This window comes from Algibacter lectus (assembly GCF_004368925.1).
Classification (GTDB): Bacteria; Bacteroidota; Bacteroidia; order Flavobacteriales; family Flavobacteriaceae; genus Algibacter; species Algibacter lectus.
Genome location: NZ_SORL01000008.1, coordinates 130,292 through 156,094, shown reverse-complemented (window position 1 = coordinate 156,094; position 25,803 = coordinate 130,292). Strand labels below are relative to the sequence as shown.

General features: G+C 34.1%; 23 protein-coding genes. 7 read left to right on the top strand and 16 right to left on the bottom strand.

Annotation, left to right across the window (positions count from 1 at the left end; all coding sequences use genetic code 11):
• Positions 1–38 precede the first annotated feature (38 nt).
• The 7 genes from frr to DFQ06_RS09110 all read right to left on the bottom strand — a co-directional run bounded on the left by frr (position 39) and on the right by DFQ06_RS09110 (position 5,936).
• Positions 39–593, bottom strand: a complete 555-nt coding sequence (gene frr, locus DFQ06_RS09140) for a ribosome recycling factor (protein WP_042496558.1) — start codon at positions 591–593, stop codon at positions 39–41.
• A 49-nt stretch (positions 594–642) separates the two neighbouring features.
• Positions 643–1,350, bottom strand: coding sequence for a UMP kinase (pyrH, locus tag DFQ06_RS09135; RefSeq protein ID WP_042502563.1), 708 nt, complete (start codon positions 1,348–1,350; stop codon positions 643–645).
• A gap of 599 nt (positions 1,351–1,949) precedes the next feature.
• Entirely contained in the window at positions 1,950–2,924 is a 975-nt protein-coding gene (gene tsf / locus DFQ06_RS09130) for a translation elongation factor Ts (protein WP_042496562.1), read from the bottom strand.
• A gap of 86 nt (positions 2,925–3,010) precedes the next feature.
• A complete protein-coding gene (gene rpsB, locus DFQ06_RS09125) occupies positions 3,011–3,787 on the bottom strand; it encodes a 30S ribosomal protein S2 (protein WP_042496565.1) in 777 nt (258 codons plus the stop codon).
• A 190-nt stretch (positions 3,788–3,977) separates the two neighbouring features.
• Positions 3,978–4,364 (bottom strand): 30S ribosomal protein S9, encoded by a 387-nt coding sequence (rpsI, locus tag DFQ06_RS09120; protein WP_042496568.1) that lies wholly within the window; start codon positions 4,362–4,364, stop codon positions 3,978–3,980.
• 1 nt (position 4,365) lies between these two features.
• Positions 4,366–4,821: a 50S ribosomal protein L13 gene (rplM, locus tag DFQ06_RS09115; protein WP_042496570.1), complete on the bottom strand. Its 456-nt coding sequence runs from the start codon at positions 4,819–4,821 to the stop codon at positions 4,366–4,368.
• Positions 4,822–5,033: 212 nt separating this feature from the next.
• Positions 5,034–5,936, bottom strand: coding sequence for a hypothetical protein (locus DFQ06_RS09110; protein WP_133967359.1), 903 nt, complete (start codon positions 5,934–5,936; stop codon positions 5,034–5,036).
• 229 nt (positions 5,937–6,165) lie between these two features.
• On the opposite strand from DFQ06_RS09110, the gene DFQ06_RS09105 reads away from it, so the two are divergent.
• From DFQ06_RS09105 to DFQ06_RS09090, 4 genes are all read left to right on the top strand, one after another.
• Positions 6,166–7,797, top strand: coding sequence for an ABC-F family ATP-binding cassette domain-containing protein (locus DFQ06_RS09105; RefSeq protein ID WP_133967357.1), 1,632 nt, complete (start codon positions 6,166–6,168; stop codon positions 7,795–7,797).
• A gap of 299 nt (positions 7,798–8,096) precedes the next feature.
• Positions 8,097–8,786, top strand: a complete 690-nt coding sequence (locus tag DFQ06_RS09100) for a hypothetical protein (protein WP_133967355.1) — start codon at positions 8,097–8,099, stop codon at positions 8,784–8,786.
• Between the two features lie 176 nt (positions 8,787–8,962).
• Positions 8,963–10,915, top strand: coding sequence for a YgiQ family radical SAM protein (locus tag DFQ06_RS09095; RefSeq protein ID WP_074936967.1), 1,953 nt, complete (start codon positions 8,963–8,965; stop codon positions 10,913–10,915).
• 74 nt (positions 10,916–10,989) lie between these two features.
• Positions 10,990–11,796 carry a tryptophan-rich sensory protein gene (locus DFQ06_RS09090; protein ID WP_133967353.1) on the top strand — a complete coding sequence of 269 codons (807 nt, stop codon included), beginning with the start codon at positions 10,990–10,992 and terminating at the stop codon, positions 11,794–11,796.
• An 11-nt stretch (positions 11,797–11,807) separates the two neighbouring features.
• Here DFQ06_RS09090 and DFQ06_RS19415 read toward each other — a convergent pair whose 3' ends face one another.
• The 4 genes from DFQ06_RS19415 to polA all read right to left on the bottom strand — a co-directional run bounded on the left by DFQ06_RS19415 (position 11,808) and on the right by polA (position 18,856).
• Complete coding sequence (locus DFQ06_RS19415; protein WP_159140056.1) at positions 11,808–11,954, bottom strand: hypothetical protein; 147 nt, start codon at positions 11,952–11,954, stop codon at positions 11,808–11,810.
• A 96-nt stretch (positions 11,955–12,050) separates the two neighbouring features.
• Complete coding sequence (locus DFQ06_RS09085) at positions 12,051–15,509, bottom strand: DUF3427 domain-containing protein (protein ID WP_133967351.1); 3,459 nt, start codon at positions 15,507–15,509, stop codon at positions 12,051–12,053.
• Positions 15,502–15,900 (bottom strand): (deoxy)nucleoside triphosphate pyrophosphohydrolase, encoded by a 399-nt coding sequence (locus DFQ06_RS09080; RefSeq protein ID WP_133967349.1) that lies wholly within the window; start codon positions 15,898–15,900, stop codon positions 15,502–15,504. Before DFQ06_RS09080 ends, DFQ06_RS09085 begins: the two co-directional genes overlap by 8 nt.
• A gap of 112 nt (positions 15,901–16,012) precedes the next feature.
• Positions 16,013–18,856, bottom strand: coding sequence for a DNA polymerase I (gene polA / locus DFQ06_RS09075; RefSeq protein ID WP_133967347.1), 2,844 nt, complete (start codon positions 18,854–18,856; stop codon positions 16,013–16,015).
• Positions 18,857–19,135: 279 nt separating this feature from the next.
• Here polA and DFQ06_RS09070 point away from each other — a divergent pair, with 279 nt between their 5' ends.
• Positions 19,136–20,371: a metallophosphoesterase gene (locus DFQ06_RS09070; protein ID WP_133967992.1), complete on the top strand. Its 1,236-nt coding sequence runs from the start codon at positions 19,136–19,138 to the stop codon at positions 20,369–20,371.
• Positions 20,372–20,492: 121 nt separating this feature from the next.
• On the top strand, positions 20,493–20,789 hold the full coding sequence (locus DFQ06_RS09065; protein WP_042496585.1) for a thioredoxin family protein: 297 nt from the start codon (positions 20,493–20,495) through the stop codon (positions 20,787–20,789).
• Positions 20,790–20,822: 33 nt separating this feature from the next.
• Here DFQ06_RS09065 and DFQ06_RS09060 read toward each other — a convergent pair whose 3' ends face one another.
• On the bottom strand, positions 20,823–21,251 hold the full coding sequence (locus DFQ06_RS09060) for a YybH family protein (RefSeq protein ID WP_042496588.1): 429 nt from the start codon (positions 21,249–21,251) through the stop codon (positions 20,823–20,825).
• Positions 21,252–21,574: 323 nt separating this feature from the next.
• Between DFQ06_RS09060 and DFQ06_RS09055 the strand changes: the two genes are divergently transcribed.
• Positions 21,575–21,853 carry a hypothetical protein gene (locus DFQ06_RS09055; RefSeq protein ID WP_042502581.1) on the top strand — a complete coding sequence of 93 codons (279 nt, stop codon included), beginning with the start codon at positions 21,575–21,577 and terminating at the stop codon, positions 21,851–21,853.
• A gap of 21 nt (positions 21,854–21,874) precedes the next feature.
• Here the strand turns inward: DFQ06_RS09055 and DFQ06_RS09050 are convergent, their stop codons facing one another.
• The 4 genes from DFQ06_RS09050 to DFQ06_RS09035 all read right to left on the bottom strand — a co-directional run bounded on the left by DFQ06_RS09050 (position 21,875) and on the right by DFQ06_RS09035 (position 25,803).
• Positions 21,875–22,975: a DUF4407 domain-containing protein gene (locus tag DFQ06_RS09050; protein ID WP_133967345.1), complete on the bottom strand. Its 1,101-nt coding sequence runs from the start codon at positions 22,973–22,975 to the stop codon at positions 21,875–21,877.
• Between the two features lie 127 nt (positions 22,976–23,102).
• Positions 23,103–23,630 (bottom strand): T9SS type A sorting domain-containing protein, encoded by a 528-nt coding sequence (locus DFQ06_RS09045; protein WP_159140055.1) that lies wholly within the window; start codon positions 23,628–23,630, stop codon positions 23,103–23,105.
• The gene (locus DFQ06_RS09040) at positions 23,596–24,630 is read right to left on the bottom strand and encodes a hypothetical protein (RefSeq protein ID WP_133967341.1); all 1,035 of its coding nucleotides are present in this window, start codon (positions 24,628–24,630) and stop codon (positions 23,596–23,598) included. Before DFQ06_RS09040 ends, DFQ06_RS09045 begins: the two co-directional genes overlap by 35 nt.
• 27 nt (positions 24,631–24,657) lie before the next feature.
• A complete protein-coding gene (locus tag DFQ06_RS09035; RefSeq protein WP_133967339.1) occupies positions 24,658–25,803 on the bottom strand; it encodes a cytochrome-c peroxidase in 1,146 nt (381 codons plus the stop codon).

Sequence of the window (25,803 nt, the reverse complement as noted above, 5' to 3'; positions counted from 1 at the left end):
TGCCGCTTTATATTTTTTAAACTGAAATAAAACTATAATTACACAGTCATGATTTCCTTTTCTTTTGCTTCGAAAAGTTCATCCACTTTTTTAACGTGCTTATCCGTTATTTGTTGTACGTCTATTTCAGCATTCTTTTTTAAATCTTCCGATACATCGTCATTTTTCTTAATATCGTTGTTGGCATCTTTACGAGCCGTACGGATACTTACTTTAGCATCTTCAGCCTCAGCTTTAGCTTGTTTTGCTAAATCTCTACGACGCTCTTCTGTTAAAGGTGGTACGTTTATAATAATAACGTCTCCATTATTCATTGGGTTAAAACCTAGGTTTGCATAAGCAATACCACGCTCAATTTCTTGTAGCATGTTTTTCTCCCATGGTTGTACCGTTATAGTTCTACCATCTGGTGTGTTTATATTGGCTACTTGACCAATTGGTGTTTGTGAGCCGTAATAGTTAACCATTACGCTCCCTAGCATTGCAGGGCTAGCTTTACCAGCTCTAATATTTACAAATTGTTTTTCAAGATGCTTAAGGGCGTTATCCATTGCTTCTTGTGTGCTGTCTAATATAAATTGAATGTCTTCCATTGTTTTTTACTTTAATATGGTTTTGCTATTTCAAAAATTGCGCCAAATTTTAAAGGTTTACTTCAGTACCTATTTTTTCACCAGCAACAACTTTAAGTAAATTACCTGGTTTATTCATATCGAAAACAATAATTGGTAATTTGTTTTCTTGGCTTAAAGTAAATGCAGTTGTATCCATTACCTTTAGGCCTTTGCGTAATACATCATCAAAAGTAATATTATCGAATTTTACAGCTTTAGAGTCTTTTTCAGGATCTACATTGTAAATACCATCTACACGTGTTCCCTTTAAAATGACATCGGCTTCTATTTCAATAGCTCTTAAAACGGCTGCAGAATCTGTTGTAAAATACGGATTTCCTGTTCCACCTCCAAAAATAACAACACGCCCTTTTTCTAGGTGGCGCATAGCTTTTCTTCTAATAAAAGGTTCGGCTACTTCGTTTATTTTAATAGCAGTTTGCAATCTTGTTGGTATATCGGCATCTTCCAAAGCACCTTGTAAAGCTAATCCGTTAATTACTGTGGCTAGCATACCCATGTAATCACCTTGAACACGATCCATACCTTTACTAGCTCCAGCAACACCTCTAAAAATGTTTCCACCTCCAATAACTACGGCTACTTGTACGCCTTGGTCTGTAATGGTTTTAATGTCTTGTGCGTATTCGGCTAGACGTTCTGGGTCTATACCGTATTGACGTTCACCCATTAAGGCTTCGCCTGAAAGTTTTAAAAGTATTCTTTTATATTTCATTTTATGAATTATGAGATGTTCGCTTAAGCGGAAACAAAAGTTTAGCAAAGCTACATAAATTTTTTATTTTTTTGAATTTATTACGCAGAATACCAAACGGTAATTTAAATATCTTTAAAATGTTTTGGGCGGGTTTTTATGAAAAATAAAAACCGAGCTATCCACTATATCTTTTTAAAATATAAGGATCGTGATAGATATATGGGTTTTATCTCCGCAATTTTGTTTTTGTTGTAGTTTTCTACTTAATTGTTTTAAAAAGGATGCCGTTTCTATCTCTCCCGCGTGTATTTGCCGAGTACAGTTATATGGCTAATGTGTAAAGGTTAATTAGTAATAATAATATTTAAAAGGTAATCGTCATGCATGCATAATGTTGTAGTAGTTTTTGTGTAAACGGAAATGAATATCACTGGTTTCTATTATGAGAATTCTCGTTGTCCTCGGAATGGCGGGTATGAGATTGTATATTTTTTTAAATTTTTCGGTTGAGATATAGATCAGAGTTCAATTTAAAGCATAAAAAAACCACTACATCTAAAAAAAAGAGTAGTGGTTTTTATGTTTTATTTCCGTGTAAACGAAAATTGAATAATTAATTATCCAACAGATACACGTTTGAAATCTGTAATTTCAACTTCGCCGTAAGATGCAACGTATTTTGCAACGTTAGATTTTTCGTCTTTAATGAAATTTTGATCTAATAAACATTTTTCTTGGTCTAATGTTGTGTTGTCAGAAACGAAACGCTCCATTTTACCAGGTAAAATTCTATCCCAGATTTGTTCTGGTTTTCCTTCAGCTTTTAATTCCTCTTTAGCAGCTTCTTCAGCTTTAGCTAAAACTTCTGGAGTTAATTGAGCCATAGAAATAAATTGAGGTACGTTTTTAAGTGTTTTACCTAAACGACCTAACTCGATATTATCTTTTTCAATAACAGCAATTCTTGCTTCAGTTTCTGATGCTACAAAAGCAGGATCAAAATCTTTGTAAGATAATGTGCTTGCTCCCATTGAAGCTACTTGCATAGCTACATCTTTAACTAAAGTATCAGCGTTATCAACTTTTGCAGATAAACCAACTAATGCAGCAATTTTGTTGATGTGAACGTAAGTTCCAACAAATGGTGCTTGTAATTTTTCAAAACTAGTAATATCTAGTTTTTCACCAATTACACCAGTTTGCTCAATTAATTTGTCAGCAACAGTCATTCCTCCAAAATCAGCAGCTAAAAAAGCTTCTTTAGAATCTACTGTTAAAGCAATATCAGCTAATTGGTTAGCTAAAGCTAAAAAGTTTTCGTTTTTACCAACAAAATCAGTTTCACAACCTAAAACAATAGCAACACCTTCAGTTTGGTCTGCATTAATTTTAGAAACAGCAGCACCTTCAGAAGAGTCTCTATCGGCTCTTTTTTCAGCTACTTTTTGTCCTTTTTTACGTAAAACTTCGATTGCTTTATCGAAATCGCCTTCCGCTTCAACTAAAGCTTTTTTGCAGTCCATCATTCCTGCGCCAGTAGCTTGTCTTAATTTGTTTACTTCAGCGGCTGTAATTTTTACTGTAGTACTCATAGTTATTAGAATTTAAAAAAGTCGTTCAATATATTTTCAACAAAGAAAAGTACTAAACGACTTATTTGTGTTTTGTTAATGTTATTTTATTCTTCTTCTTCAGCAGATGCTTTTGGTGCTGGTGCAGCTTTTGCTTTTGGAGTTTCCTCTTTTGCAGATGCAGCAGCATCTTTATCAGCTTTACGCTCAGCTAATCCTTCAGATATTGCAGAAGTTACGTGAGATAAAATTTTATCAATCGATTTAGAAGCATCGTCATTTGCAGGGATAACGTAATCCACTTGGCGTGGATCAGAGTTTGTATCAACCATTGCAAAAATTGGAATGTTTAATTTTTGTGCTTCTTTAATCGCGATATGCTCACGCTTAATATCTACAACAAATAAAGCTCCAGGTAAACGAGTCATATCAGTAATAGAACCTAAGTTTTTTTCTAACTTAGCTCTTAAACGATCTACTTGTAAACGCTCTTTTTTAGATAACGTTAAAAACGTACCATCTTTCTTCATTCTATCAATAGTAGCCATTTTTTTAACAGCTTTTCTAATAGTAACAAAGTTAGTTAACATTCCACCAGGCCATCTTTCAGTGATGTAAGGCATGTTAATAGATCCCGCTTTTTCAGCAACGATATCTTTAGCTTGTTTTTTTGTTGCAACAAATAAAATTTTACGACCAGAGTTAGCGATTTTTGCTAATGCTTCTCCAGCTTCATCAATTTTAGCTGCTGTTTTGTATAAGTTGATAATATGGATACCGTTACGTTCCATATATACGTAAGGCGCCATGTTTGGGTCCCACTTACGTGTAAGGTGTCCGAAATGCACACCTGCTTCAAGTAATTCTTTTACTTCTACTGCCATTTTGTAATAATAGTTTACGTTCTGTTGAATTAGCAATGTTCCATTTCGCTTTACGCTTTTGGCTTCATTTAGATGCTAAACTAAATCCTATTTGTTTTAAATATAATAGGACAACAATAACTTGTTTTTTTATTTTGTTTGAAATGATACCAGGCATCTGAAAAACAGATCCTGAACCATGTCCAGGATATTAACGTTTCGAGAATTGGAATTTCTTACGCGCTTTTTTCTGACCGAATTTCTTACGTTCAACCATTCTAGGGTCTCTAGTTAATAAACCTTCTGGCTTTAAGATTAATCTGTTCTCAGCATCTAACTCACACATTGCGCGAGAAATTGCTAAACGAACAGCCTCAGCTTGTCCAGTAATACCACCTCCATATACATTTACTGTAATATCAAAGTTGCTGTCATTGTTAGTCAAAACTAAAGGCTGATTTACCTTGTACTGTAAAGTCGCTGTAGGGAAATAGTTAGTTAAGTCTTTTTTATTAATCGTAATGTTTCCTGTTCCTGTAGAAACATAAGCACGAGCAACAGCCGTCTTTCTACGGCCAATTTTGTGAATTACTTCCATGTTATTTAAATTCTTCTAGATTAATTACAGCTGGTTTTTGAGCTTCATGTTTATGAGCTGTTCCAACAACAACGGTAAGATTACGGAATAACTCAGCACCTAATTTGTTTTTAGGTAGCATTCCTTTAACTGATTTTTCTACTACTCTTGCAGGATCTTTTCCAAACAATTCTGTAGCAGTTAAACTTCTTTGACCTCCTGGATACCCAGTGTGACGAATGTACGTTTTATCGTTCCATTTGTTACCAGATAAACTGATTTTTTCTGCGTTGATAACAATTACGTTATCACCACAATCAACGTGAGGTGTGAAGTTTGGCTTGTGTTTACCTCTTAAAAGTTTTGCAACTTTAGAAGCTAAACGACCAAGTGCTTGTCCTTCAGCGTCAACTAAAACCCACTGCTTATCTGCAGTTGCTTTGTTAGCTGAAATCGTTTTGTAGCTTAATGTGTCCACGTTTTTAATTTATTTTTATTAAACATTCCTCTCTTAAAAAGAGTTTGCAAATTTACGATTATATATTTGATTACCAAATAGTGTGGTTATATTCTTTTAATAAAATTAAAAGTATTGATATTTAGGGGTTTAACCTATGGTAATATTTGTTAACTAAAAAAGCCAGATAAGTATGTTTTATCTGGCTTTTTTAATTGAAGCGTACTTTAAGTTTATTTACCTAAACCTATTATAAGTCCACCAGAATAGTAAGTGCCTTTACCAATGTTTCTACCGCTAACTACAGTACCAGAACCAAGACTAACACCAATAGTTTTAGTAATTGGAGCATAAAGGTTTAAACCAACTCTAGAAAAACTTACTTTAGTTTCAGGGAAGTTACCAGCAAAGTTTGGCGAGTTAATATCTAAGCTGCCATTACTTTTTTGAGCATCAAACCAAGCATCTGCATAAAATGATTTTCCTGCGTATCCTAATTTAATTTGTGCGTTAACACTATTTGGTACATCAAATTTAGCACCATCACCTAAGCCTAAATTATTATCAGCTTCTCCTCTCATAGAGTGACCAACAAATGCATTTCCGAAGAAACCAGAGTTGTTATTATATTGTAAACCTAATTTTGTGTCAATAGACGACGCACCGTTACCGAGAGAAAGTATTCCTGTAGGTTCGTAATCAAAAGCATAAGATCCTCCTACTGCTACAACAAATGTAGTTGTACCATTTTTATGTTGTGTTACAAATGGTGCCCATTTTACCAATAAGCTTACATCTTGTAGGTTAGATTGTTCTGTAGTCCCGTTTACAGGATCTGCAACGCCTTGTCCTTCAGAGTCAATATAAGGTAGGTTTGCAATTACAGTAAGGTTATCTGTAATACCATAATTAGCATATACATTGTATATGTTCTGGTCAATTTGGTTGTGTGCAGGTACAGCATCTACTTCATCAAGGCCTAAATAGAATTTCTCATAAGTAGCAAAGGTGTAAGAAACAGCAATGTTTGCTTCTCCTTTTTTGTTAAAAAATCCGTCAGGGTTAATTTGAGCTTGTGTGTTTTGTATCGCAATACTGAACACGGTAATTAAAGTTAAAAATAATTTAGTTTTCATAGCATTCTTTTTTTTTGATTATTGGGATTATAGGACGATTTGAATAACTATTCATTACAAAGTATATGTTAAGTTTTATTTTACGTTTGTAAGTTTTTAGAATGTTTTTTTGTGTAAATCATTTGTTTTTATGTTGTTAGGTGAAGGGCTTTAATTCAATAAATTTTGAAATTATTATGTTTTCTAATGAATCTCTTTTGTTAGTTTTGCGCATTCTTATACATATAATATGATTTCAGTTGATAATTTAGCCGTAGAATTTAGTGGAACCACGCTGTTTAGTGATGTATCGTTTACTATTAATGAAAATGATAAAATTGCCTTAATGGGGAAAAATGGTGCTGGAAAATCAACCATGATGAAAATTATTGCTGGTGTGCAGAAATCTACTCGCGGACATGTACGTTGCCCAAAAGAAGCTATTATTGCTTATTTACCACAGCATTTATTAACTGAAGATGACACTACCGTTTTCGATGAAGCTTCTAAAGCGTTTAGCCACGTGTACACCATGCGTGACGAAATGGAAGGTTTAAATAAACAATTGGAAACACGTACAGATTACGAATCGGACGAGTACATGAAAATTATTGAGCGTGTATCCGATTTAGGTGAAAAATATTATGCTCTAGAAGATGTAAATTATGATGCTGAAGTTGAAAAAGCATTAAAAGGTTTAGGTTTTAAGCAGGAAGATTTTACCAGAAACACCAACGAATTTAGTGGTGGATGGCGTATGCGTATAGAATTGGCTAAAATTTTATTACAGAAACCGGACCTTATATTGTTAGATGAGCCTACCAACCACATCGATATCGAATCTGTAATTTGGTTAGAAGATTTTTTACTGAACAAAGCTAAAGCCGTAGTTGTTATATCTCACGATAAAGCCTTTATTGATAATATTACAAACCGCACCATAGAAGTCACTATGGGGCGCATTTACGATTATAAAGCCAACTACACACATTACTTGCAATTGCGAGAAGATAGGCGTGCACATCAAATAAAGGCTTACCAAGAACAACAACGTTTTATTGCCGATAACCAAGCGTTTATAGATCGTTTTAAGGGTACGTTTTCTAAAACCAATCAAGTAACATCGCGTGAGCGTATGTTGGAAAAATTAGAAATTATTGAAGTGGATGATATTGATACATCGGCTTTAAAATTACGTTTTCCAAAAACGCAGCGTTCTGGCGATTATCCGGTTACGGTTAAAGATGTTTCAAAATCTTACGGCGAGCATGTGGTATTTAATAATGCTAATATGTCTATTGCACGTGGTGAAAAAGTATGTTTTGTAGGTCGAAATGGTGAAGGTAAATCTACCATGATTAAAGCTATTTTAGGCGAAATTGATGTAGAAGGTGAATGTAGCTTAGGGCATAATGTAAAGGTTGGGTACTTTGCCCAAAACCAAGCCGCTTTGTTAGACGAAGAATTAACCATTTTTCAAACCGTAGACGAGGTCGCTAAAGGCGATGTGCGTACACAAATTAAAAATATTTTAGGTCGTTTTATGTTTAAAGGCGATGATATCGATAAAAAAGTAAGTGTGCTTTCTGGTGGCGAAAAAACAAGATTAGCCATGGTGAAACTTTTGCTAGAACCGGTTAACTTGCTTATTCTCGATGAACCTACAAATCACTTAGATTTAAAATCGAAAGATGTTTTAAAAGAAGCATTACAAGATTTTGATGGCACGCTTATTCTGGTGTCGCATGATAGAGATTTTCTACAAGGGTTATCAAACAAAGTATTCGAATTTAAAGAAAAACGTGTTATTGAACATTTTGAAACAATTGACGATTTCTTGGTTAGAAACAGGATAGAAAGCCTAAAAGCTATCGATTTGTAGTTCTGTTTATCTTATTTTATAGTTATTTCGTCTAAAGGCAAAATTCAGTTTTCTTGTCTTTTAAGTCGATTAACCTAATTTTTTATTGCTTCATCTAAAAAAAAAGGTTTTACTTCTAAACCATTTTTTCAAGTTTCCTTTTCAAATTATCTTTGCAGTATAATTATAGCATATCTGCAACGATTAGGTGGTAATACTCTTAATTCAATAATTTGACAGCATGTTATGGTTTAAAGATTAAGATAATCCCCCTCAAGATCTAAGAATTTAAAAGGAAGTTCAACCAGAAACTTAACGTTATGAACAAAATATTAATCGCTTTTGCGCTATTTACATTCGGTTTAAATGCACAAAGTAAACTGCAACCCAACATACACGCCTCTTTAAATTTAGGGCAAACTATTACAGATAATACATTAGGTTTAAGAGATTCTAAATACGTTATCAATAAGGTGCTTTTGTATAATAAAGAAACTTCAGAACAACGCGTATATCAAAACCAAGCAAAAAGTATTGCCATCGATTTAGACCAAGTTAAAACAGGTGTATATACGGCAATGGTTTATGTAAATGGCGATGTTAAAGTGTTCAATTTAGATATTGTAGGTTTAAGTTCAAGCGAAAATTACGAAACTACCGAAGCGGCAGAAGTTGCTGTGCTTCAAGAAAAAAAGCCAACGGTAGAAGAAGTTGTTGAAGTTCCTGAAGCTCCAGTAGAAGTTAAAGATAAAAAAATTAAGTTTTATCGTGTAGAATCTACCGTAGCATTTAAGTATAGTTCTAGTAAATACAATGTGTTTACAGAAAAACGTAAAGATGCTTTAATTAGAAAAAACGAGCTAGATTTAACAACACGTATCGGAAAGAAAAACACGTTAGTTGTTTACGCCGTATACTTAGATCGTAGCGAGGAGATGATTTATGATACAGGAGCAGTAAAAGATTTTAATAAAACACTACCTGCTGGTAACGAGTTGTCTTCTTTATAGATTAAATTGATGTGTTTTAAGCAGGCCAACTTAGGCTTAAGCTATAATTCATGTCTAGAACTGCAAGTTCAACATCCACAATACAAACCAACGAATAGCACCCAACCCTTGGGGAACGCCCAAATTAATTGAGTTATCATGTTTAGGCGGCTATTTTTGCTTATTTTTGCAGCGTTATGCAAGATTTAAAACTTTCGGATTGGTTACCTACCACAAACAAAGAGGTGAAAATACGCGGATGGGAAGCGCTAGACGTTATCTTATTTAGTGGCGATGCTTATGTAGATCATCCAACTTTTGGGCCTGCAGTTATTGGGCGTATGCTAGAGAGTTTTGGTTTGCGTGTCGCTATTGTACCGCAACCCAATGTAAACGATAATCTTCAGGATTTTGTAAAAATGGGACAACCAAAAATGTTTTTTGGTGTTACAGGTGGTTGTATGGACCCCATGATTAGCAATTATAACGCGAATAAAAAACGTCGTGATAAGGATGCTTATACACCAAATGGTGATATTGGGTTTCGTCCGGATTACGCAACAACCGTTTATTCTAAAATTTTAAAGGAAAAATGGCCAGATACTCCAGTTTTAATTGGTGGTATTGAGGCGTCGTTACGTCGTGTTACACATTACGATTATTGGAGCGATAAGTTACTACCTTCTATTTTAGAAACTTCAAAAGCCGATATGTTGGTTTACGGTATGGGCGAACAACCTTTGCGCGAAGTGGTGCGTTTGTTAGAAAAAGGTGTGCCTTTTAAAAGTATAAATACGGTATTACAAACGGCTGTACTTTTAGATGAAGGTGAAAAAATACCAAAAAACAGTAATTGGGAAGATGTTGAAATAGCCTCGCACGAGGTTTGTTTAAAGGATAAGAAAAAATACGCATCTAACTTTAAAGTGATAGAGCAGGAGTCTAACAAATTGGCAGCGCGACGTATTTTTCAGAAAATTGGAGATAAAACTTTGATGATTAATCCGCCATATCCAACCATGACGGAAAGTGAGATTGATGCCTCTTTCGATTATCCATATACACGATTACCACATCCAAAATATAATAAACGTGGGCCTATTCCGGCTTTCGAAATGATAAAGTTTTCCATTAACATTCACCGTGGATGTTTTGGAGGCTGTAGTTTCTGTACCATATCGGCACACCAAGGAAAATTTATTGCATCGCGTAGTAAAGAGTCTATTTTAAAAGAAGTAGATACGGTGGCTAATATGCCAGATTTTAAAGGGTATTTGTCTGATATTGGTGGGCCAAGTGCCAACATGTATCAAATGAAAGGGAAAGTGCAATCTATTTGCGACAAGTGTGTGGCGCCTAGTTGTATTTCGCCAGTAATTTGTAGCAATTTAGATACGTCTCACAAGCCTTTAACCGAATTGTATCAGGCTGTTGATAGTCATCCGAAAGTAAAAAAATCATTTATTGGTTCGGGAATTCGCCACGATATGTTGGTACCAGAATTTAATAAAAATGCCGACCCGAAGGAGTTAGATGATTATACTGAAGAGGTGATGACGAAGCATGTTTCCGGACGACTTAAAGTAGCGCCAGAACATACTAGTGATCCGGTATTGAAACTAATGCGTAAACCATCGTTTTCTTATTTCCATAAGTTTAAAGAGCGTTTCGATAAAATTAATATTGCTAAAGGTTTAAAACTTCAGTTAATCCCTTATTTTATATCGAATCATCCGGCTTGTGAAGTAGAAGATATGGCAAACCTAGCTGCCGAAACTAAAGATATGGGTTTCCAGTTAGAGCAAGTACAAGGGTTTACTCCAACACCAATGACGGTGGCTACGGTAATTTATTACAGTGGTTACCATCCATACACGCTTAAAAAAGTAAATACGCCTATTACTAGAAAAGAGAAAGACGAACAACACCGTTTTTTCTTCTGGTATAAAGATGAAAATAAAGACTGGATTAAAAAGACTTTAAACAAATTAGGGCGTCAAGATTTACTAAAAGTGTTACTACCCGAAAAAACAGAGAAGTGGCGTAAAAACACACCAACTGGTGATGCTAAACATACCTTTGATGATGCTGTGCCGTTTAATAAGCGTAAAAACAAAGCGAAGTTTAAAAGTAAGAAGAAGCGTCGTTAATTTATTGGTTTAGAAACCGTAGAATTTATGCACACAGTATTTCCTAATCGTTTTATTTTTGTTATATTATTACAATGAAAAAACAATTACAAATAATTAACGGAGTCGCTTTTGTGTGTGTTATTGTAATGAACTATTTGTCTAACACAGGTTTATTAAATAACACCACCATAGGAGAAGTTTCTAAAGATTATAACACCTTATTTACTCCCGCAGGTTATGCGTTTTCCATTTGGGGAATAATCTATTTACTCTTGTTAGGGTTTATTGTTTACCAAGGTCGCAGTCTATTTGTAAAAGTTAGAAACGACGATTTTATTTTAAAAACAGGTTGGTGGTTTCTAATCTCTTGCATTGCTAATTGTGCTTGGATTGTAACCTGGATTTACGGTTACACCTTAATATCTTCCATATTTATCTTTATCATTCTATTTGCGTTATTACAAATTGTGCTTAAAAACAGCATGGAATTGGTAGACGAGCCAATTTCTGTTATTCTGTTTTTATGGTGGCCCTTTGTAATTTATAGTGGCTGGATTACCGTGGCTAGTATTGCAAACGTATCGGCCGTTTTAGTAAAATACAATTGGGATGGTTTCGGTTTATCGCCAACATTTTGGACTATCGCATTAATAGGTATTGCGACCATAATAAACTTAATGGTAACCTGGAAACGAAACATGCGCGAGTTTGCACTTGTTGGTGCTTGGGCTTTAATTGCTATTTATGTAGCTAATAGCGACGCCAATACCATTGTAGCTTATACTGCAGGAGTTGCTGCTGCTATTTTGATTATAAGCAGCTCTACGCATGCCTTTATTAACCGAGAAACAAACCCTGCGATTAAGTGTAAGGAGTATTTAGATGCTAGGAAAAACTAAAGCCTAGCGTTCTACTTTTTTAATTTTTTATGAGTTTTCCCTTTTCTTGTGGCTACAGCATGTGCTAACACAGCCACTTCTATAAGTAGAATTGCAATTTTAGCTTTTTTACTCTTTGTTAATGTACTTGTAAGTCCTAATACTTTTGTAATGATCATAAATTTATCTTTTTAAGAACAAATTATGGATAAAGTTCATTGTTGAATGACTTGATAAATATTTATTTTGACTGGATTGAGGGGCTTTGTTTTTTGTTATTCATTTAAAACCTTTACAAATTCTCCGATTACTCTCATTTCTTTAGAGCTCTCTTCATCAAGAATTATGTTTTTAAAACTTTTATCATAGGAATTCGGTTTAAGTATGATTGAATTATGACGATAGCTTTCCTCTGTGATTGTTTTTTCACTTGAATAGGTTTTTACAGTAAAAGAGGAATTGAAATCAGGGTCAAAATAATCTCTATTTTCTATTAATAAAATTTTTCCACTACGAGAGCCTGTTACATTTTTTTTGAATATACATATTGAGTTATTTGGAATAGTCTTATTCATTGACTCGCCTATTACTCTACATGCGAAATAATCATCAGAAGAATATCTTTCTTGTACAGGAATTAGGTTGTATTCTTTTTCATTCTGCATTATACTAAAATCACCTGCTGCTGCATGAAAATTGTATAATGGAATTGTGTGATTAGATTCTATTATGGTTTCTGGAATATCCATTTCAAGTTGAATAGCATTGTTTTCTGTTAGCTTTGGGATGACTGCTTTTTTAATTTTTGAACCTGGATTTTCTTCCAAATATTTATACATAGAATCAGGTACTGGGTTTTCTAAATCAAAACGAATTTTGACTACAGAAACTTTTTTCCCACTATCACTATTCATTTCTGTTTGTTCAACGCTCTTTTTTTGAGGTTTAATATCCCCCATAAAGTAGAAGTCAGTGCCTTCATCGTTATTCTTCTTGATAAAAAGAGGAAGTCGAATTGCACCATTATTACCTAGGATAGATTGGACATCTTTACTTTCTGTTTTTCTGTTGGATTTTGACATCCAATCGAATTCCTTCTGATTCACAAATTCGTCTTCATATTTAGTAGATTCAGAGATATCTTCTTCTTTATGATAATTCACGAATATTGGACAATATTTATTATCGGGACTCACTAAGTAGCCACCCACATTTTGAGCAACTGGATTTTCAGAAAAATTTAAAATCCTAAAAACATCTTTTCTCGAGTACTTTCTATATAAATGAAATCCATTATTCCATTTGTTCGTGTCAAAGTTTTTGTTGAAATTATAAATTGAATATTCTATTGTATCTAATAAAAAATATTTGAAATTAGAATCGTTTAAAAGTGTTTTAAATTCATTTTTTAATGAGAATATGTTATTTTCTAATTTCAGAATGTTCAAATTATAAATATCTTTAACAGATACCAATTTTCCATCTTTTTTCTCTCTGATAAACTCAAAATTAATATTAGAAACACATGAATTAATAGTCGCTTCTGATATATTATAGTTGTATTTATCTCTAATTTCAGTTTTTAGTGTTTTAACGTTATAGACCCCAGAAGCTATTGTTTCTTTAAGTATAATTGATTCTTCTACTCTTTTAGAATTATTTATTTCTTTTGAAAATAATTCTAAAAGTTTTATTTGTATTTCACTTAAAGTTGAACCGAAATCCTTTTCGGTTTTACTTAAAAAGTTAAAATATGACTTTGAGTGATTAACATATAAATATGGGTCTCTTGAATCATTTATAACAAAGTCCATCATCATCGGAATACGTCCAATTCGACTTTTTAAATTATTATAATCGATTTTTAAATCGGCTAACAATTTCATTTTTGCAGAATCAATTGAAGCATAGATTCTTTCTTTAGTAATTTCGTCAAAATTAATTGTTGACTCACCTGGAATCATAGTACTACCTTCTGAAATCAACTTTCTTATTTTGTCTTTATTGAATGAGGTGTCACCATACAAAGCTATTGGTATTAAATAATTGTTTTTATAGTTACCAATAAAATCAATAATAGTTAAATAATATTTGTTGTTTGTCTTTCTTAATCCTCTCCCTAATTGCTGTATAAATATTATTGCAGATTGGGTTGGGCGAATCATTATGACCTGATTTATTTTTGGTATATCAATTCCCTCATTAAAAATATCAACAGTAAATATGTAATCTAATTTTATAGATAAATCTTCACTTTCTAATAGTTCTATGGCTTTTGTTCTATCGTCTTCAGAACTATCTCCAGTTAGAGCAACTGTTTTGTAACCTCTTTGATTAAATTTCTCTGATAATTCTTTAGCTTCATTTTTTTTGGAACAAAAAATCAAACCCCTTGTTATTCCATTATCAGAACCATAAAACTCAATTTTAGAAATAATTTTATTGACTCTTTCATCAGCCGTTAAAAGTCTGAAATCTGATTCATTTTCGAGGATTTCATCATTAACTGATAAATCAGTTACGCCATAGTAATGAAAAGGAATAAGCATATTCTCTTCCATAGCTTTATTAAGTCTAATCTCATAAGCTATATTATGGTCAAACAAACTGTAAATGTCTTTGGCGTCTGTTCTATCAGGTGTTGCAGTCATACCAAGAAGAAAGCTTGGATTGAAATATTCTATTAGTCTTATATACGAATCTGCTCCTGAACGATGAGACTCATCGATAATAATATAATCGAAAAAATCTTTATCAAATTGTTCTAAATGATTTGATTTTGAAATTGTTTGAACAGTAGAAAATACAAAATCCTTATCTAGTTCTCTTTGGTTTCCAGAATATAAGCCCATGGTTTTAGACTTTCCAAAAATAGTTGTAAAGGTTTCCATTGCTTTTTTTGCAATGTTTAATCTATGTACTACAAATAATAGTTTTTTAGGATTGAAAGCTTTAGCGTCGAAAGCAGCTAAATATGTTTTACCTGTTCCTGTTGCAGAAATTATTAAAGCTTTGTTGTTTTCATCTTTTCTTAAGTTTTCTAGGTTTCCTAATGCTTCTATTTGCATTGAGTTCGGCGCAATTTCTACATTAAGTTTTTCAGATAATTCTTCTTCGGTTTTTTTGTGAACTAGAAATTGCTTTTTGTAAATTTCTTCATATTTTTCAATATAAGTTTCATTTACAATTTCACCTATCTTAAAATCATCTTGAAATTCATTAATCACTTTATCTACTATAGAACTTGAGTTTCTTGCAGAAACCTTCATATTCCATTCTTTATTGGTAGATAAAGCAGAGGAAGTTAAGTTGCTACTTCCTATAATTAAATTGTAGTATTCAGAGTGTTTAAAAATGTAACCTTTCGAATGTGAGTTTTCTTTAGTTATTATTTTTAATTCAATGTTTGAAAATTGTGAAAGTCTTTTTAGGGCTTCCGGCTGTGTGAAATTTAGATATTGAGAAACAAGAATTTTTCCTTTAACTCCTTTTTCTTCAAGGGTTTTAAGAGTATTTATTAAAGTGGCAACACCACTTGTTGTAACAAAAGCAACAGATATAAAAAAGCTCTCGCAGTTTTCTAATTCTTTAATAATTGTTGATAGAACTTTCTTTCGAGGAATTTTTCTGTTTACTAGTAACTCCGGTTGATAAAGGGCATCAGAATCTAATGATTTGTCGATGAATCCTGTTAGTAAACTATCTTTAAAATTATCATTAAATAATTTATTCATTCTCAATTAATCTATTAACTATTGGAATGTCTGCTTCTGCCCAATCAAGTTTTTCTAAGTTTTTCACAGTTAACCATTCAGAAGAAATATGCTCATTCAATCGAATATTCTTTGTCTCAGAATAACATTTGAAACTATGCATTGTTAATTCAAAATCAGGATATTCATGAATAACAGTTTCAAATAAATTATCAATCTTAATTGGATAAAAATTTAATTCCTCAATAAGTTCTCTTCGTAAAGCTTCTTCTTTTGATTCTCCTTTTTCAATTTTTCCTCCAGGAAACTCAAATTTTTCTGAAATATAACTTAGCTTGTTTTTGGGTCTTTGCACACAAAAAATTTCATTCTTATAATATATTATTGCTGCTACAACTTCAACTTTCTTCATTTTAAAACTCTATCCTTTTTATTTAAAAACCTAGAAAATCTGTTTCAAAAATAAACTAAGAGGATTAATTTATTTTACGGTTTTCCTCATTTCGACTAAAATAAATTAATAATTAATGCGCCTCCAACCAGTTCAACCCAGTATCAATTTCAACATCTAGTGGCACTTCTAATGTGTAAGCATTTTCCATTTCGGTTTTTACTAAGGTTTTAATGCTTTCAAGTTCTGGTTTGTACACATCGAAAACCAATTCATCATGTACCTGTAGGAGCATTTTGGTTTTAAAATCGCCAGCATTAAGTTTATTAAAAATATTAATCATGGCAATTTTAATAATATCGGCAGCAGAACCTTGTATAGGCGCGTTTACGGCATTACGTTCTGCGGCACCACGTACTACGCCATTTCTAGAATTAATATCTTTTAAATAACGACGACGCCCTAAAACGGTTTGTACATAACCATTATCGCGTGCAAAATCGACTTGCTCGCTCATGTATGCACGTAGTTTTGGGTAAGTTTCATAATAGGTGTCAATAAGTTCTTTAGCTTCCCCTCGCGATAAATCGGTTTGGTTGCTTAACCCAAAGGCAGACACGCCATAGATAATCCCGAAGTTTACGGTTTTAGCGTTGCTACGTTGCTCGCGTGTTACTTCATCTAAAGGCACATTAAATACTTTCGATGCGGTAGAGGCGTGAATATCTTCACCGTTTTTAAAGGCAGAAATCATGGTTTCTTCTTCACTTAAAGCGGCAATAATACGTAATTCTATTTGGCTGTAATCGGCAGCTAATAGCGTGTACTCTTCACTTCTTGGCACAAAGGCTTTACGCACTTGGCGACCACGCTCGGTACGGATTGGTATATTCTGTAAGTTGGGATTGTTACTACTTAAACGGCCTGTAGCGGCAACGGTTTGCATGTAATCGGTATGTACACGGCCTGTAGATGGTTCTACTTGTAGCGGTAAGGCATCGACGTAAGTACTTTTCAGTTTTGCTAAACCACGATAATCTAGAATATTTTGAATTATAGCATGATCTTTAGCGAGGTAAGATAAAATATCTTCGCCTGTAGCATACTGTCCTGTTTTGGTTTTTTTAGGTTTATCTACCAGTTTTAGTTTTTCAAAAAGCACGATACCTAATTGTTTTGGCGAGGCAATATTAAACTCTTCGCCAGCGGCTTCGTAAATGCTTTTTTCTAAAGTTTCAATATCGTTATTTAAAGCTTCGGCTAAAGAATTAAGGAAATCTTTATCAAGATTAATCCCTTCTAATTCCATTGCGGCAAGCACACGAAGTAACGGGATTTCAATCTCATCGAATAATTTTTGAGTATTGGCTTCGCCGAGTTCGTTTGTAAAATGTTCTTTGAGTTGCAGGGTAATATCGGCATCTTCAACAGCGTATTCCGTTTGTTTTTCCAGAGGCACATCGCGCATAGATAATTGGTTTTTTCCTTTTTTACCAATAAGCTCGGTAATGGAAATTGGCGTGTAGTTTAAATAGGTTTCGGCCAAGATATCCATATTGTGGCGCATATCTGGATTAATAAGATAATGGGCCAGCATGGTATCAAAAAGTTTACCGCGGACTTCAATATTATATTTTGCAAGAACTTTAATGTCGTATTTTAAATTCTGACCAATTTTCTCGATGCTTTCGCTTTCAAAAAACGGACGCACCTGCTCGATAAGGGCTTGGGCTTCGGTTTTATCTTCCGGAAATGGTAAATAGAATCCTTTTCCTGTTTCCCATGAAAATGAAATACCAACCAGTTCTGCGGTTAGCGGGTTTAAGCCTGTGGTTTCGGTATCAAAACACACCGATGTTTGACTCATTAAATTTTTGAGAAACAATTTTGTGCCCATACCTTCGGCCACACTTTGGTAAAAATGCGAGGTGTTTTCGGCTGTTTTTCGGGTATGCTCGGTAACGACTTCGGTTACGTTTGCCGGATCGCCACCAAATAGCGAAAATTGACCTGCACCAGCCGAAGCTTCTTCTTTTGGTGTGGCTTTGTTTTCGGTTGATTTAGTTGCCGTTTCGGTAGAAGCATCTTCCGTTTTAACGGCAAAGGTTTTGGTGAAATTATCGATAAGGCGTCTAAACTCCAACTCTTCGAAAATTTCTGTAACTTTCGGGATATCGGGTTGATCTAATTCGAAATCTTTCGCATTAAATTCCACCGGAACATCCAGCATAATGGTTGCTAATTTTTTAGAAAGTAAACCGAGTTCTTTATTGGCTTCAATTTTCTCCTTCATTTTACCTTTTAGCTCGTGGGTATGTTCAAAAAGGTTTTCCATAGACCCATAAGCGGCCAAGAATTTTTTAGCTGTTTTTTCGCCAACGCCTGGTAATCCTGGAATATTATCACTGGCATCACCCATCATACCAAGAAAATCGATAACTTGTAAGGGGTCGGTAACTTCAAACTTTTTCTGTACTTCGGGTATGCCCCAAGTTTCGTATCCGCCACCAAAAACAGGACGATACATAAATATATTTTCGCTAACCAATTGCGCAAAATCTTTATCTGGAGTTACCATAAAAGTTTGGTAACCTTCTTTTTCGGCTTGTTTAGCTAGGGTACCAATAACATCATCGGCCTCGAAACCTGCTTTCACCATAATTGGGATGTGCATGGCTTTTAAAATCTCTTGGATAATAGGTACGGCAATTTTTATGGCTTCTGGAGTTTCATCTCTATTGGCTTTGTAAGCCTCGAACATTTCTACGCGGTCTGCACTACCACCTTTATCGAAACAAACGGCTAAATGGTCTGGTCGCTCACGTTTAATAACGTCTAAAAGTGAGTTCATAAATCCTAAAATAGCTGAGGTATCAGTGCCTTTAGAGTTTATTCTTGGGTTCTTTATAAAGGCATAGTAGCCACGGAAAATTAATGCAAAAGCATCAACTAGAAATACGCGTTTGTTATCGGACATTTTATAAATTTTGATAGAATTTCAAAACTACAAAAAGTTATGGTTATAATTTAAAGTTTGAATACTCTAAACGCATTAAAATGTTTTAGTCGAAAATTCTCGTTTTCATTTTAATTAAAACTTCAAGAATTATTTTGAAACTCTAGATAATAACGTCGCATTTTGTCAATAAAATATTGGTGGTTTGTTTTAAATGAAGACTCTTAACAATTCGTTAAAACCATTTGCTATGGCAAGCATTAATTGGTAATACCATTATCTTTGATGAAAAAAGAGCATATGCTACGTTGGATTATATTTTTAGCTGTTTTCCTTATTGCCGATTATTACGCCTTTCAGGCCTTTAAAACGGTGGTTAAAAACAACTGGATACATCTACTATATTGGGTAATTACGGTATTAATTATTGGCAATTTTGTGTTTCAATTTTATGGCTTTAGTCGTCGTAATGGCCTTACACATGCGCACTCGTATGCGGTTGGACTTTTTATAGCGCTTTTAGTGCCAAAAATGGTGCTGGTTTTAGGTGTGTTTTTTGAAGATGTTTTTCGAGTGCCACAAGCTATTTATCGTTATTTTACGGTAGGCGAAGCTGCAAAAGGAAACTACTTTGCATCGCGTCGCCAGTTTATAAGTAAAGTTGCTTTAGGCGTAGCTGCCATTCCCTTGGCTTCTATAATTTACGGTATTTATAAAGGACGGTATAATTATAAAGTTTTAAAATATACATTACATTTTGAAGATTTACCAGCTGCTTTTGATGGTTATAAACTAACGCAGATTAGTGATATCCATTCTGGAAGTTTCGATAATATGGAAAAGGTGAAATATGCTGTAGATTTGATTAACGAACAGGATAGTGATGTGATTTTATTTACTGGTGATATTGTCAATAATAAAGCTGAAGAATTGGTGCCTTACAAAACGGTTTTTGATAAATTGAAAGCTAAAGATGGCTTGTACTCTGTATTAGGGAATCACGATTATGGCGATTATGTTAATTGGGAATCGGATGAAGCGAAACACCAAAACCTTGAAGATTTAAAGGCTTTACAAAAAGAAATAGGGTTTAACCTTTTACTGAACGAAAGTAAATATCTTGAAAAAAATGGTGAACGTATTGCTTTAGTGGGTGTTGAAAACTGGGGTGCTGGTGGTTTTAAAACTGCAGGCGATTTGCACAAAGCAGCCGCTACTATTGATAAAAACGATTTTAAAATTTTAATGAGTCACGATCCATCACACTGGGAGAAAAAGGTGATTGACGATGATTATCATTATCATTTAACGCTAAGCGGACACACACACGGTATGCAATTTGGAATTGAAATTCCGGGTTGGTTTAAATGGAGTCCGGTAAAATGGCGCTATAAATATTGGGCCGGTATTTACAAAGAAATGGGACAGTATATAAACGTAAACCGTGGTTTTGGTTATTTAGCTTTCCCGGGACGTATTGGTATTTGGCCAGAAATAACGGTAATAGAACTTAAGAAAGGTGCCGAACCGGTTTAAACAGCCTTTGTTGTTGCTGTTTATCTTAAATTGTTTATATTTATAATAATCAAATAGAATTTTTAATCACGATTTTCTATCCAATTAGAAAACTATTAAATAGACAAAAAAACTTTATAATATGTCAAAATTTGGGGAACTTATCGATGTTAATATACCTGTACTGCTAGATTTTTTTGCAGAGGAGAGTGAGCCATCTAAAGCGATGCACGACGTTTTACACGATGTAGCAGCTGCCTTGGGCGATAAAGCTAAGGTGATAAAAATTGATGTCGAAAAAAACCAAGAATTAACAGAGGCGTTACGCGTAAAAGGCCTGCCAACTTTAATTGTTTATAAAGATGGAGAAATGAAATGGCGCCATACCGGAACGCAAGATGCAAATGCACTTATTAGTATTATAGAAGAATATTTGTAATAAGTAAGGTGATACTTTGCTGTTTTGGCAAGTTTAGCACGAGGTGTCTGCAACAATTTTCCACTCGCCATTGATGCGCTTGAAAATAAGCATGAAAATACCGTCTGCATTGCCAACTTCTCGCTTTAAGTGAAACTCACCAAGTACATAATAAGCATCTGCACTTATTTTAGTGATGTCGTTTATTTTAAAGCTTAAAGTCCCCGTATGATCTTTGGTTGGATAGCTTTTTTCGTAACGATCAAAAGTGTCTTCCCAACCGTAAGTGATGCCGTTTTTACCGTAAAATTTTAGAGAATCGCTTTTCCAGTAGCCTTCCATATAGCCATCTAAGTCATGCTTAGACCAAGCAATACGCTGTGCTTTTAAAACTTTATTAATGGCTTTTATATCTTTTTCTTCGTTTTGTGAATAGCTATTAAAAGCTGAAATAAGACAGATGAGTAGAACGAGTTTTTTCATGTTGCAATTTATATAAAAATTTTGATACCAAATCTATGCCGAAATTAAAACGGGAATGGAAAATGGGTTTATGATAATGAAATTTAGTTAAAGTACTAACAAGAGGTTCGAGTTCTTGCTGTATTTGGATGTTTTTGTTTTAGAATGATGTTTTAAGTAGGTTGTTCATCGGTTAAATTGACACGTAATTATTTTTCGTCCAAGGATGAATTCTTTTAATCGAAAAAATTCTTCGAGTAACTCTTTAATAATATACTTTTAACTCATAATCAATTGATTATGTTTTCCTCAGATTTATTGTCTAACTAAAAAATTAACTTATTATGGAATTACGTATTACAAACTGCAACAACTTTTTCAAAATTAAAGGTGAACTAAATAAAAAGAGTTTATCTGTATTTAAAAATGAATTTCAAGATATTTTTAACCGTTTAAGTACACTTACCATCAGTATAGAAGATGTTAAAAGTATGGATCGTCACGGTGTAAAAGCTTTAACAGAATTACATAACGAAGCCGTAGCCAAAAATAAAAGTATGGCTATTATTGGTTTTGGTAGTAAAGATTTATACAATCATTTTAAATCCAATGCGGCTGCATAATGTCTTGTATTAGGCCACAAACTATAAAATGTTCTTTTGATGTTTGAAAAAAGCATCGGCTTGTAATTGCATAAGCTCTCTAGTTTTTTTGCGTTTATAGGTATAAAGTTCATCTTCGGTTTTTAAATCGGCATATACACGGTCGTTAATGGCGTTATCTGTTTTTAGTAAGGCTTCTCGTTGATTTTTATTTTGAAGAACATGGGTTTTAATAGCCATTTCTAAATCTTCTAATTTAAAATCGTAAGGCCCTTTTGGCGATAATAGTTTCGCGAAAATGGGTGAAGTTTCAATAGCTAAAAATAACAAGAATATAAAAAAGGATGGCATCCATGATAGGGTGCCTAGAGCGTTTACACGCGCCATTAATCCATCAAAATTATTAATTACAGGTTGCGTAGTGTCAACCTGTAATTGGTAATTTGTTTTTAGTGTAGCAATCTGTTGCTCTAAATCTGCTTTTTTCTCTTTATTTTCTAATTTTAATTGCTGAAGTTCGGCAAGTAAAGCATCGTGCTTTTCTCTTTTTTCTTTATAAACAGGGCCTTTGCCTAAGTGATTAGTTCCTGCTGTGCCTTCGGCCTCTGAGATGTAAGTATTGTAAAGCGCATTAACCTCAACTTCTTTATTGATAACCTTGCTTTCTAGAGTTGTTATGTCTGTTTCTAGAGCAGTTATTTCTGGATTAAATTGTGCTAATATTTGATTTTGATTGGCTAAGGTTAAATCGTTTTTCTGTTCTAATAAAACCTGATTAATTTCTTTTTCAAAAATCTTTAATTCTAAAGGCTTAGAAATGACAATGGCTATAATTACAGCAAGCATAATTCTTGGTGTAGCTTGGAGTAACTCGTCTAAAAAGCGACCGGTTTTCTTGATTGTAGAAACTATGTAACGGTCTAAATTAAAAATAAGTAATCCCCAAATAAAACCGAAGCCAATGGCAGCGTAGTAATTGTCGAAAACAGTGTAGAGTGCATAACTGGCGGCTATAAAAGCCATGAGTGCAGTAAAAAAAACGGTTGCGCCAATGCCCGCATATTTATTTTGTTCACCCTTAGAGCATTGCTCTAGAATATCGGTGTCGGCGCCAGAGCAAATGATGAAGAATTGCTTTAGCATAATGTGATTGATTTTTGATTGATTGACTATTAGAACGTTAAAGCAGGTGTTTTGTTACAAAATTGTATAAAAAAAAGCCTCGAATTAACGAGGCTTTCAAAGTATGGAATAGATAATTTGCTATTAATTACTTTACCACAACCTTTTTTGTAATGCTACTTAGGTCTGTTTTTATATTTAATAAATACATGCCGCTTTTTAAATTCAATTCAATTTTTTCTGAAGAAATAAGTCCTTGAGCGACCTGTTTTCCTGTAATATCATGAATAGTATAATTTGTATTTACTAAACTTGATGGTACCATAACGTAATCTGAAGTAGGGTTTGGGTAGAGGCTAATTATTTCTGCTTTAGCATTAGCCACAGATAGTGTTGAAGGATCTAAACTGTAAAGTTCATTTCCTGTAGTTCCATTATCACCTTCAAAATAGAGAACATCTCCTAGCAACGTTATTTCATCTATATCTTTAATGGTAGCGTCTATTTGCGATACGGTTACACCATCAGTTCTAAATAAATATTTGTTTGAACTAGTAGAACTCGACCCGCTGTAATATAAATAACCGTTGTATGCTGCAAAATCACTAGGGTTATGGTCATTGTTACTCCCTGATATGTTGCTAATGTTTGTTACTGTATCTAATGTATGCTGCAAAATCACTAGGGTTATGGTCATTGTTACTCCCTGATATGTTGCTAATGTTTGTTACTGTATCTAAAGTTGGATTGTAAACATAAAGTTGGTCGCCGTTTGAGGCATCATCTCCTTCAAAAAACAATAGATTATTCCAAGCGTATAAATTTGCAATACCAGCAAGAGTAGATGCAGATGCTACAGCAAGAGTTCCAGCTGTGGTTCCATCGGTTTTCCATAGTGCGTTATCTGCTTCAAAATATAGTGTACTGCCCAATATAGTAAAGTTGCTAATACTTGAGTCTCCTGTTCCGGTATCGATATCTTTAATTAGCGAAAAAGTATCTGCCGTGGGGTTATATGCATATAGTTCATTTCCAACCGTAGCATCATCTGTAGAGTAATTCATGTACATGAAAATTTGATTGTTAAATACAATCATGCTTTGTAAAATCGATTCGAAACCCGAACCAACATCTGCAACTTGTACGGCATCATTTATACCATCCCATTGCACTAATTTATTAGCGGTTTCGGCTGAGGTACTTCCGGGTTGGCCACCTACTGTAAAATATGCTAAACCATCGAGTTCAACGAAACGTTGTGGTGCTTCGCCTGTAATGGAAGGCATGATATCTACTTTAGTAGTTCCTGCTTCAGTACCATCAGATGTCCATAATTCTGAACTTGTATCGAAAGCTGTGAAATAAAATTTGTTATTAAAAGAAAAGAGGTTGAAAGGGTTAGATCCAGATGAGCCAGTTTTTATGTCTTTAACAAAAGAGGTTCCTGTGCTGGTACCATCGGTAACCCAAAGTTCTTTTCCTAAATCAGCACCACCTGGTGTGTTTGAACCGTTGGAATCATCGGCTGCAAAAAATATTTGGCCATTATGCACAGTAAGGTTTGTAGGGCTAGAATTAGAAGATCCCGCGTCGTTAATTTCTTTAACTAATGTTACTTGGGCATTTGAAATTAAGGCGCCTAAAATGACGACAAGTGAGAGTAATTGTTTTTTCATAATTTAAAATTTTGAGTTAATAAAAATTTATTGAGGAAGTTGTGGTATTAATGTTCTACCTCGGCTAGAAGACAAGGTTTCCATGAAAGCGATTAAGGCTTCAATTTCATTTTTTTCTAGATCTAATTTTTTTAAGATCGGCGAGTTTGTAGGTATTAAAGAGTCGCGCCCTTTACCTAAGTATTTTTTCTGAACAACTGCAGGGTTGCCAAGGTTGTAAAATTGAACAACATCTAATAAACTAGGGAAGTGTCCATTATGCATCCAAGGGCCAGTTCTGGCAACTTCTCTTAATGTTGGAGTTCTAATTTTTCCAATATCATCCATGTTTTTGGTAACGTTGTAGCGACCAAAATCTTCATCTTTTGTTCCAAACAAGGTTTGTCCGTCGTTATGAAATTGGTTGTCAGAGAAGTAAGGTGTGTTGTGGCAATTGATACATCTTCCTTTTGTACGGAATACATGCAGTCCTAACACCTCTTGATTGTTAAGTTTTGTAGAATCGCCTTCAACAAACTTATCGAACCTTGTTTTGTAACTGTTTACGGTACGTTCAAAGGTTGCTATGGCAAATTGAATACGTTCTAATGAAATGGTGTCATTTCCAAAGGCTGCTTCAAACAAGGGTTTGTAACCTTCTATTTCGGCTATTTTATCAACGGCAATATTGAGTTTTTCGTTCATCTCTAAAGGATCTCCAATAGGAAACCTGGCTTGGTCTTCTAAGCTAGAAGCGCGACCATCCCAAAAGAGGCTGTGCGCAAAACCAGAATTTAAAATAGTCATAGAATTTCGCGCTCCAGTTTGACGATCGTGACCAAAAGAACGCGTGGAATTATCCGTCCATGCTAATTCTGGGTTATGGCAAGACGCACATGCTATTTGTCCGCTAACAGATAGTCTTGGGTCGAAAAAGAGTGTTTTACCGAGTTTAGATTTTTCTTGACTAAACGGGTTGTATTCTGGATGTTGTAATTTGGGTAAAGCGCCAATATCTTTAAAAGTTTCTTTGTTTACTGTACTATCTAAATCTGGCGCAGGCCATTTAGTAATATCTCCACTAGAGTAAATTGCTTTTAAGTCTGCAATATTGGTGTATTCGTTTTTATGTTCTGTTTTGCATGAACATATAAAAACACAAATAAATAAGGGTAAAATTAGGTTGTTTCTCAT

What these genes read in the sequence shown, in the direction of transcription:
- frr (WP_042496558.1), bottom strand. Translation starts at nt 593, where the DNA reads ATGGAAGACATTCAATTTATATTAGACAGCACACAAGAAGCAATGGAT.
- pyrH (WP_042502563.1), bottom strand. Translation starts at nt 1,350, where the DNA reads ATGAAATATAAAAGAATACTTTTAAAACTTTCAGGCGAAGCCTTAATG.
- tsf (WP_042496562.1), bottom strand. Translation starts at nt 2,924, where the DNA reads ATGAGTACTACAGTAAAAATTACAGCCGCTGAAGTAAACAAATTAAGA.
- rpsB (WP_042496565.1), bottom strand. Translation starts at nt 3,787, where the DNA reads ATGGCAGTAGAAGTAAAAGAATTACTTGAAGCAGGTGTGCATTTCGGA.
- rpsI (WP_042496568.1), bottom strand. Translation starts at nt 4,364, where the DNA reads ATGGAAGTAATTCACAAAATTGGCCGTAGAAAGACGGCTGTTGCTCGT.
- DFQ06_RS09110 (WP_133967359.1), bottom strand. Translation starts at nt 5,936, where the DNA reads ATGAAAACTAAATTATTTTTAACTTTAATTACCGTGTTCAGTATTGCG.
- DFQ06_RS09105 (WP_133967357.1), top strand. Translation starts at nt 6,166, where the DNA reads ATGATTTCAGTTGATAATTTAGCCGTAGAATTTAGTGGAACCACGCTG.
- DFQ06_RS09100 (WP_133967355.1), top strand. Translation starts at nt 8,097, where the DNA reads ATGAACAAAATATTAATCGCTTTTGCGCTATTTACATTCGGTTTAAAT.
- DFQ06_RS09095 (WP_074936967.1), top strand. Translation starts at nt 8,963, where the DNA reads ATGCAAGATTTAAAACTTTCGGATTGGTTACCTACCACAAACAAAGAG.
- DFQ06_RS09090 (WP_133967353.1), top strand. Translation starts at nt 10,990, where the DNA reads ATGAAAAAACAATTACAAATAATTAACGGAGTCGCTTTTGTGTGTGTT.
- DFQ06_RS19415 (WP_159140056.1), bottom strand. Translation starts at nt 11,954, where the DNA reads ATGATCATTACAAAAGTATTAGGACTTACAAGTACATTAACAAAGAGT.
- DFQ06_RS09085 (WP_133967351.1), bottom strand. Translation starts at nt 15,509, where the DNA reads ATGAATAAATTATTTAATGATAATTTTAAAGATAGTTTACTAACAGGA.
- DFQ06_RS09080 (WP_133967349.1), bottom strand. Translation starts at nt 15,900, where the DNA reads ATGAAGAAAGTTGAAGTTGTAGCAGCAATAATATATTATAAGAATGAA.
- polA (WP_133967347.1), bottom strand. Translation starts at nt 18,856, where the DNA reads ATGTCCGATAACAAACGCGTATTTCTAGTTGATGCTTTTGCATTAATT.
- DFQ06_RS09070 (WP_133967992.1), top strand. Translation starts at nt 19,136, where the DNA reads ATGCTACGTTGGATTATATTTTTAGCTGTTTTCCTTATTGCCGATTAT.
- DFQ06_RS09065 (WP_042496585.1), top strand. Translation starts at nt 20,493, where the DNA reads ATGTCAAAATTTGGGGAACTTATCGATGTTAATATACCTGTACTGCTA.
- DFQ06_RS09060 (WP_042496588.1), bottom strand. Translation starts at nt 21,251, where the DNA reads ATGAAAAAACTCGTTCTACTCATCTGTCTTATTTCAGCTTTTAATAGC.
- DFQ06_RS09055 (WP_042502581.1), top strand. Translation starts at nt 21,575, where the DNA reads ATGGAATTACGTATTACAAACTGCAACAACTTTTTCAAAATTAAAGGT.
- DFQ06_RS09050 (WP_133967345.1), bottom strand. Translation starts at nt 22,975, where the DNA reads ATGCTAAAGCAATTCTTCATCATTTGCTCTGGCGCCGACACCGATATT.
- DFQ06_RS09040 (WP_133967341.1), bottom strand. Translation starts at nt 24,630, where the DNA reads ATGAAAAAACAATTACTCTCACTTGTCGTCATTTTAGGCGCCTTAATT.
- DFQ06_RS09035 (WP_133967339.1), bottom strand. Translation starts at nt 25,803, where the DNA reads ATGAGAAACAACCTAATTTTACCCTTATTTATTTGTGTTTTTATATGT.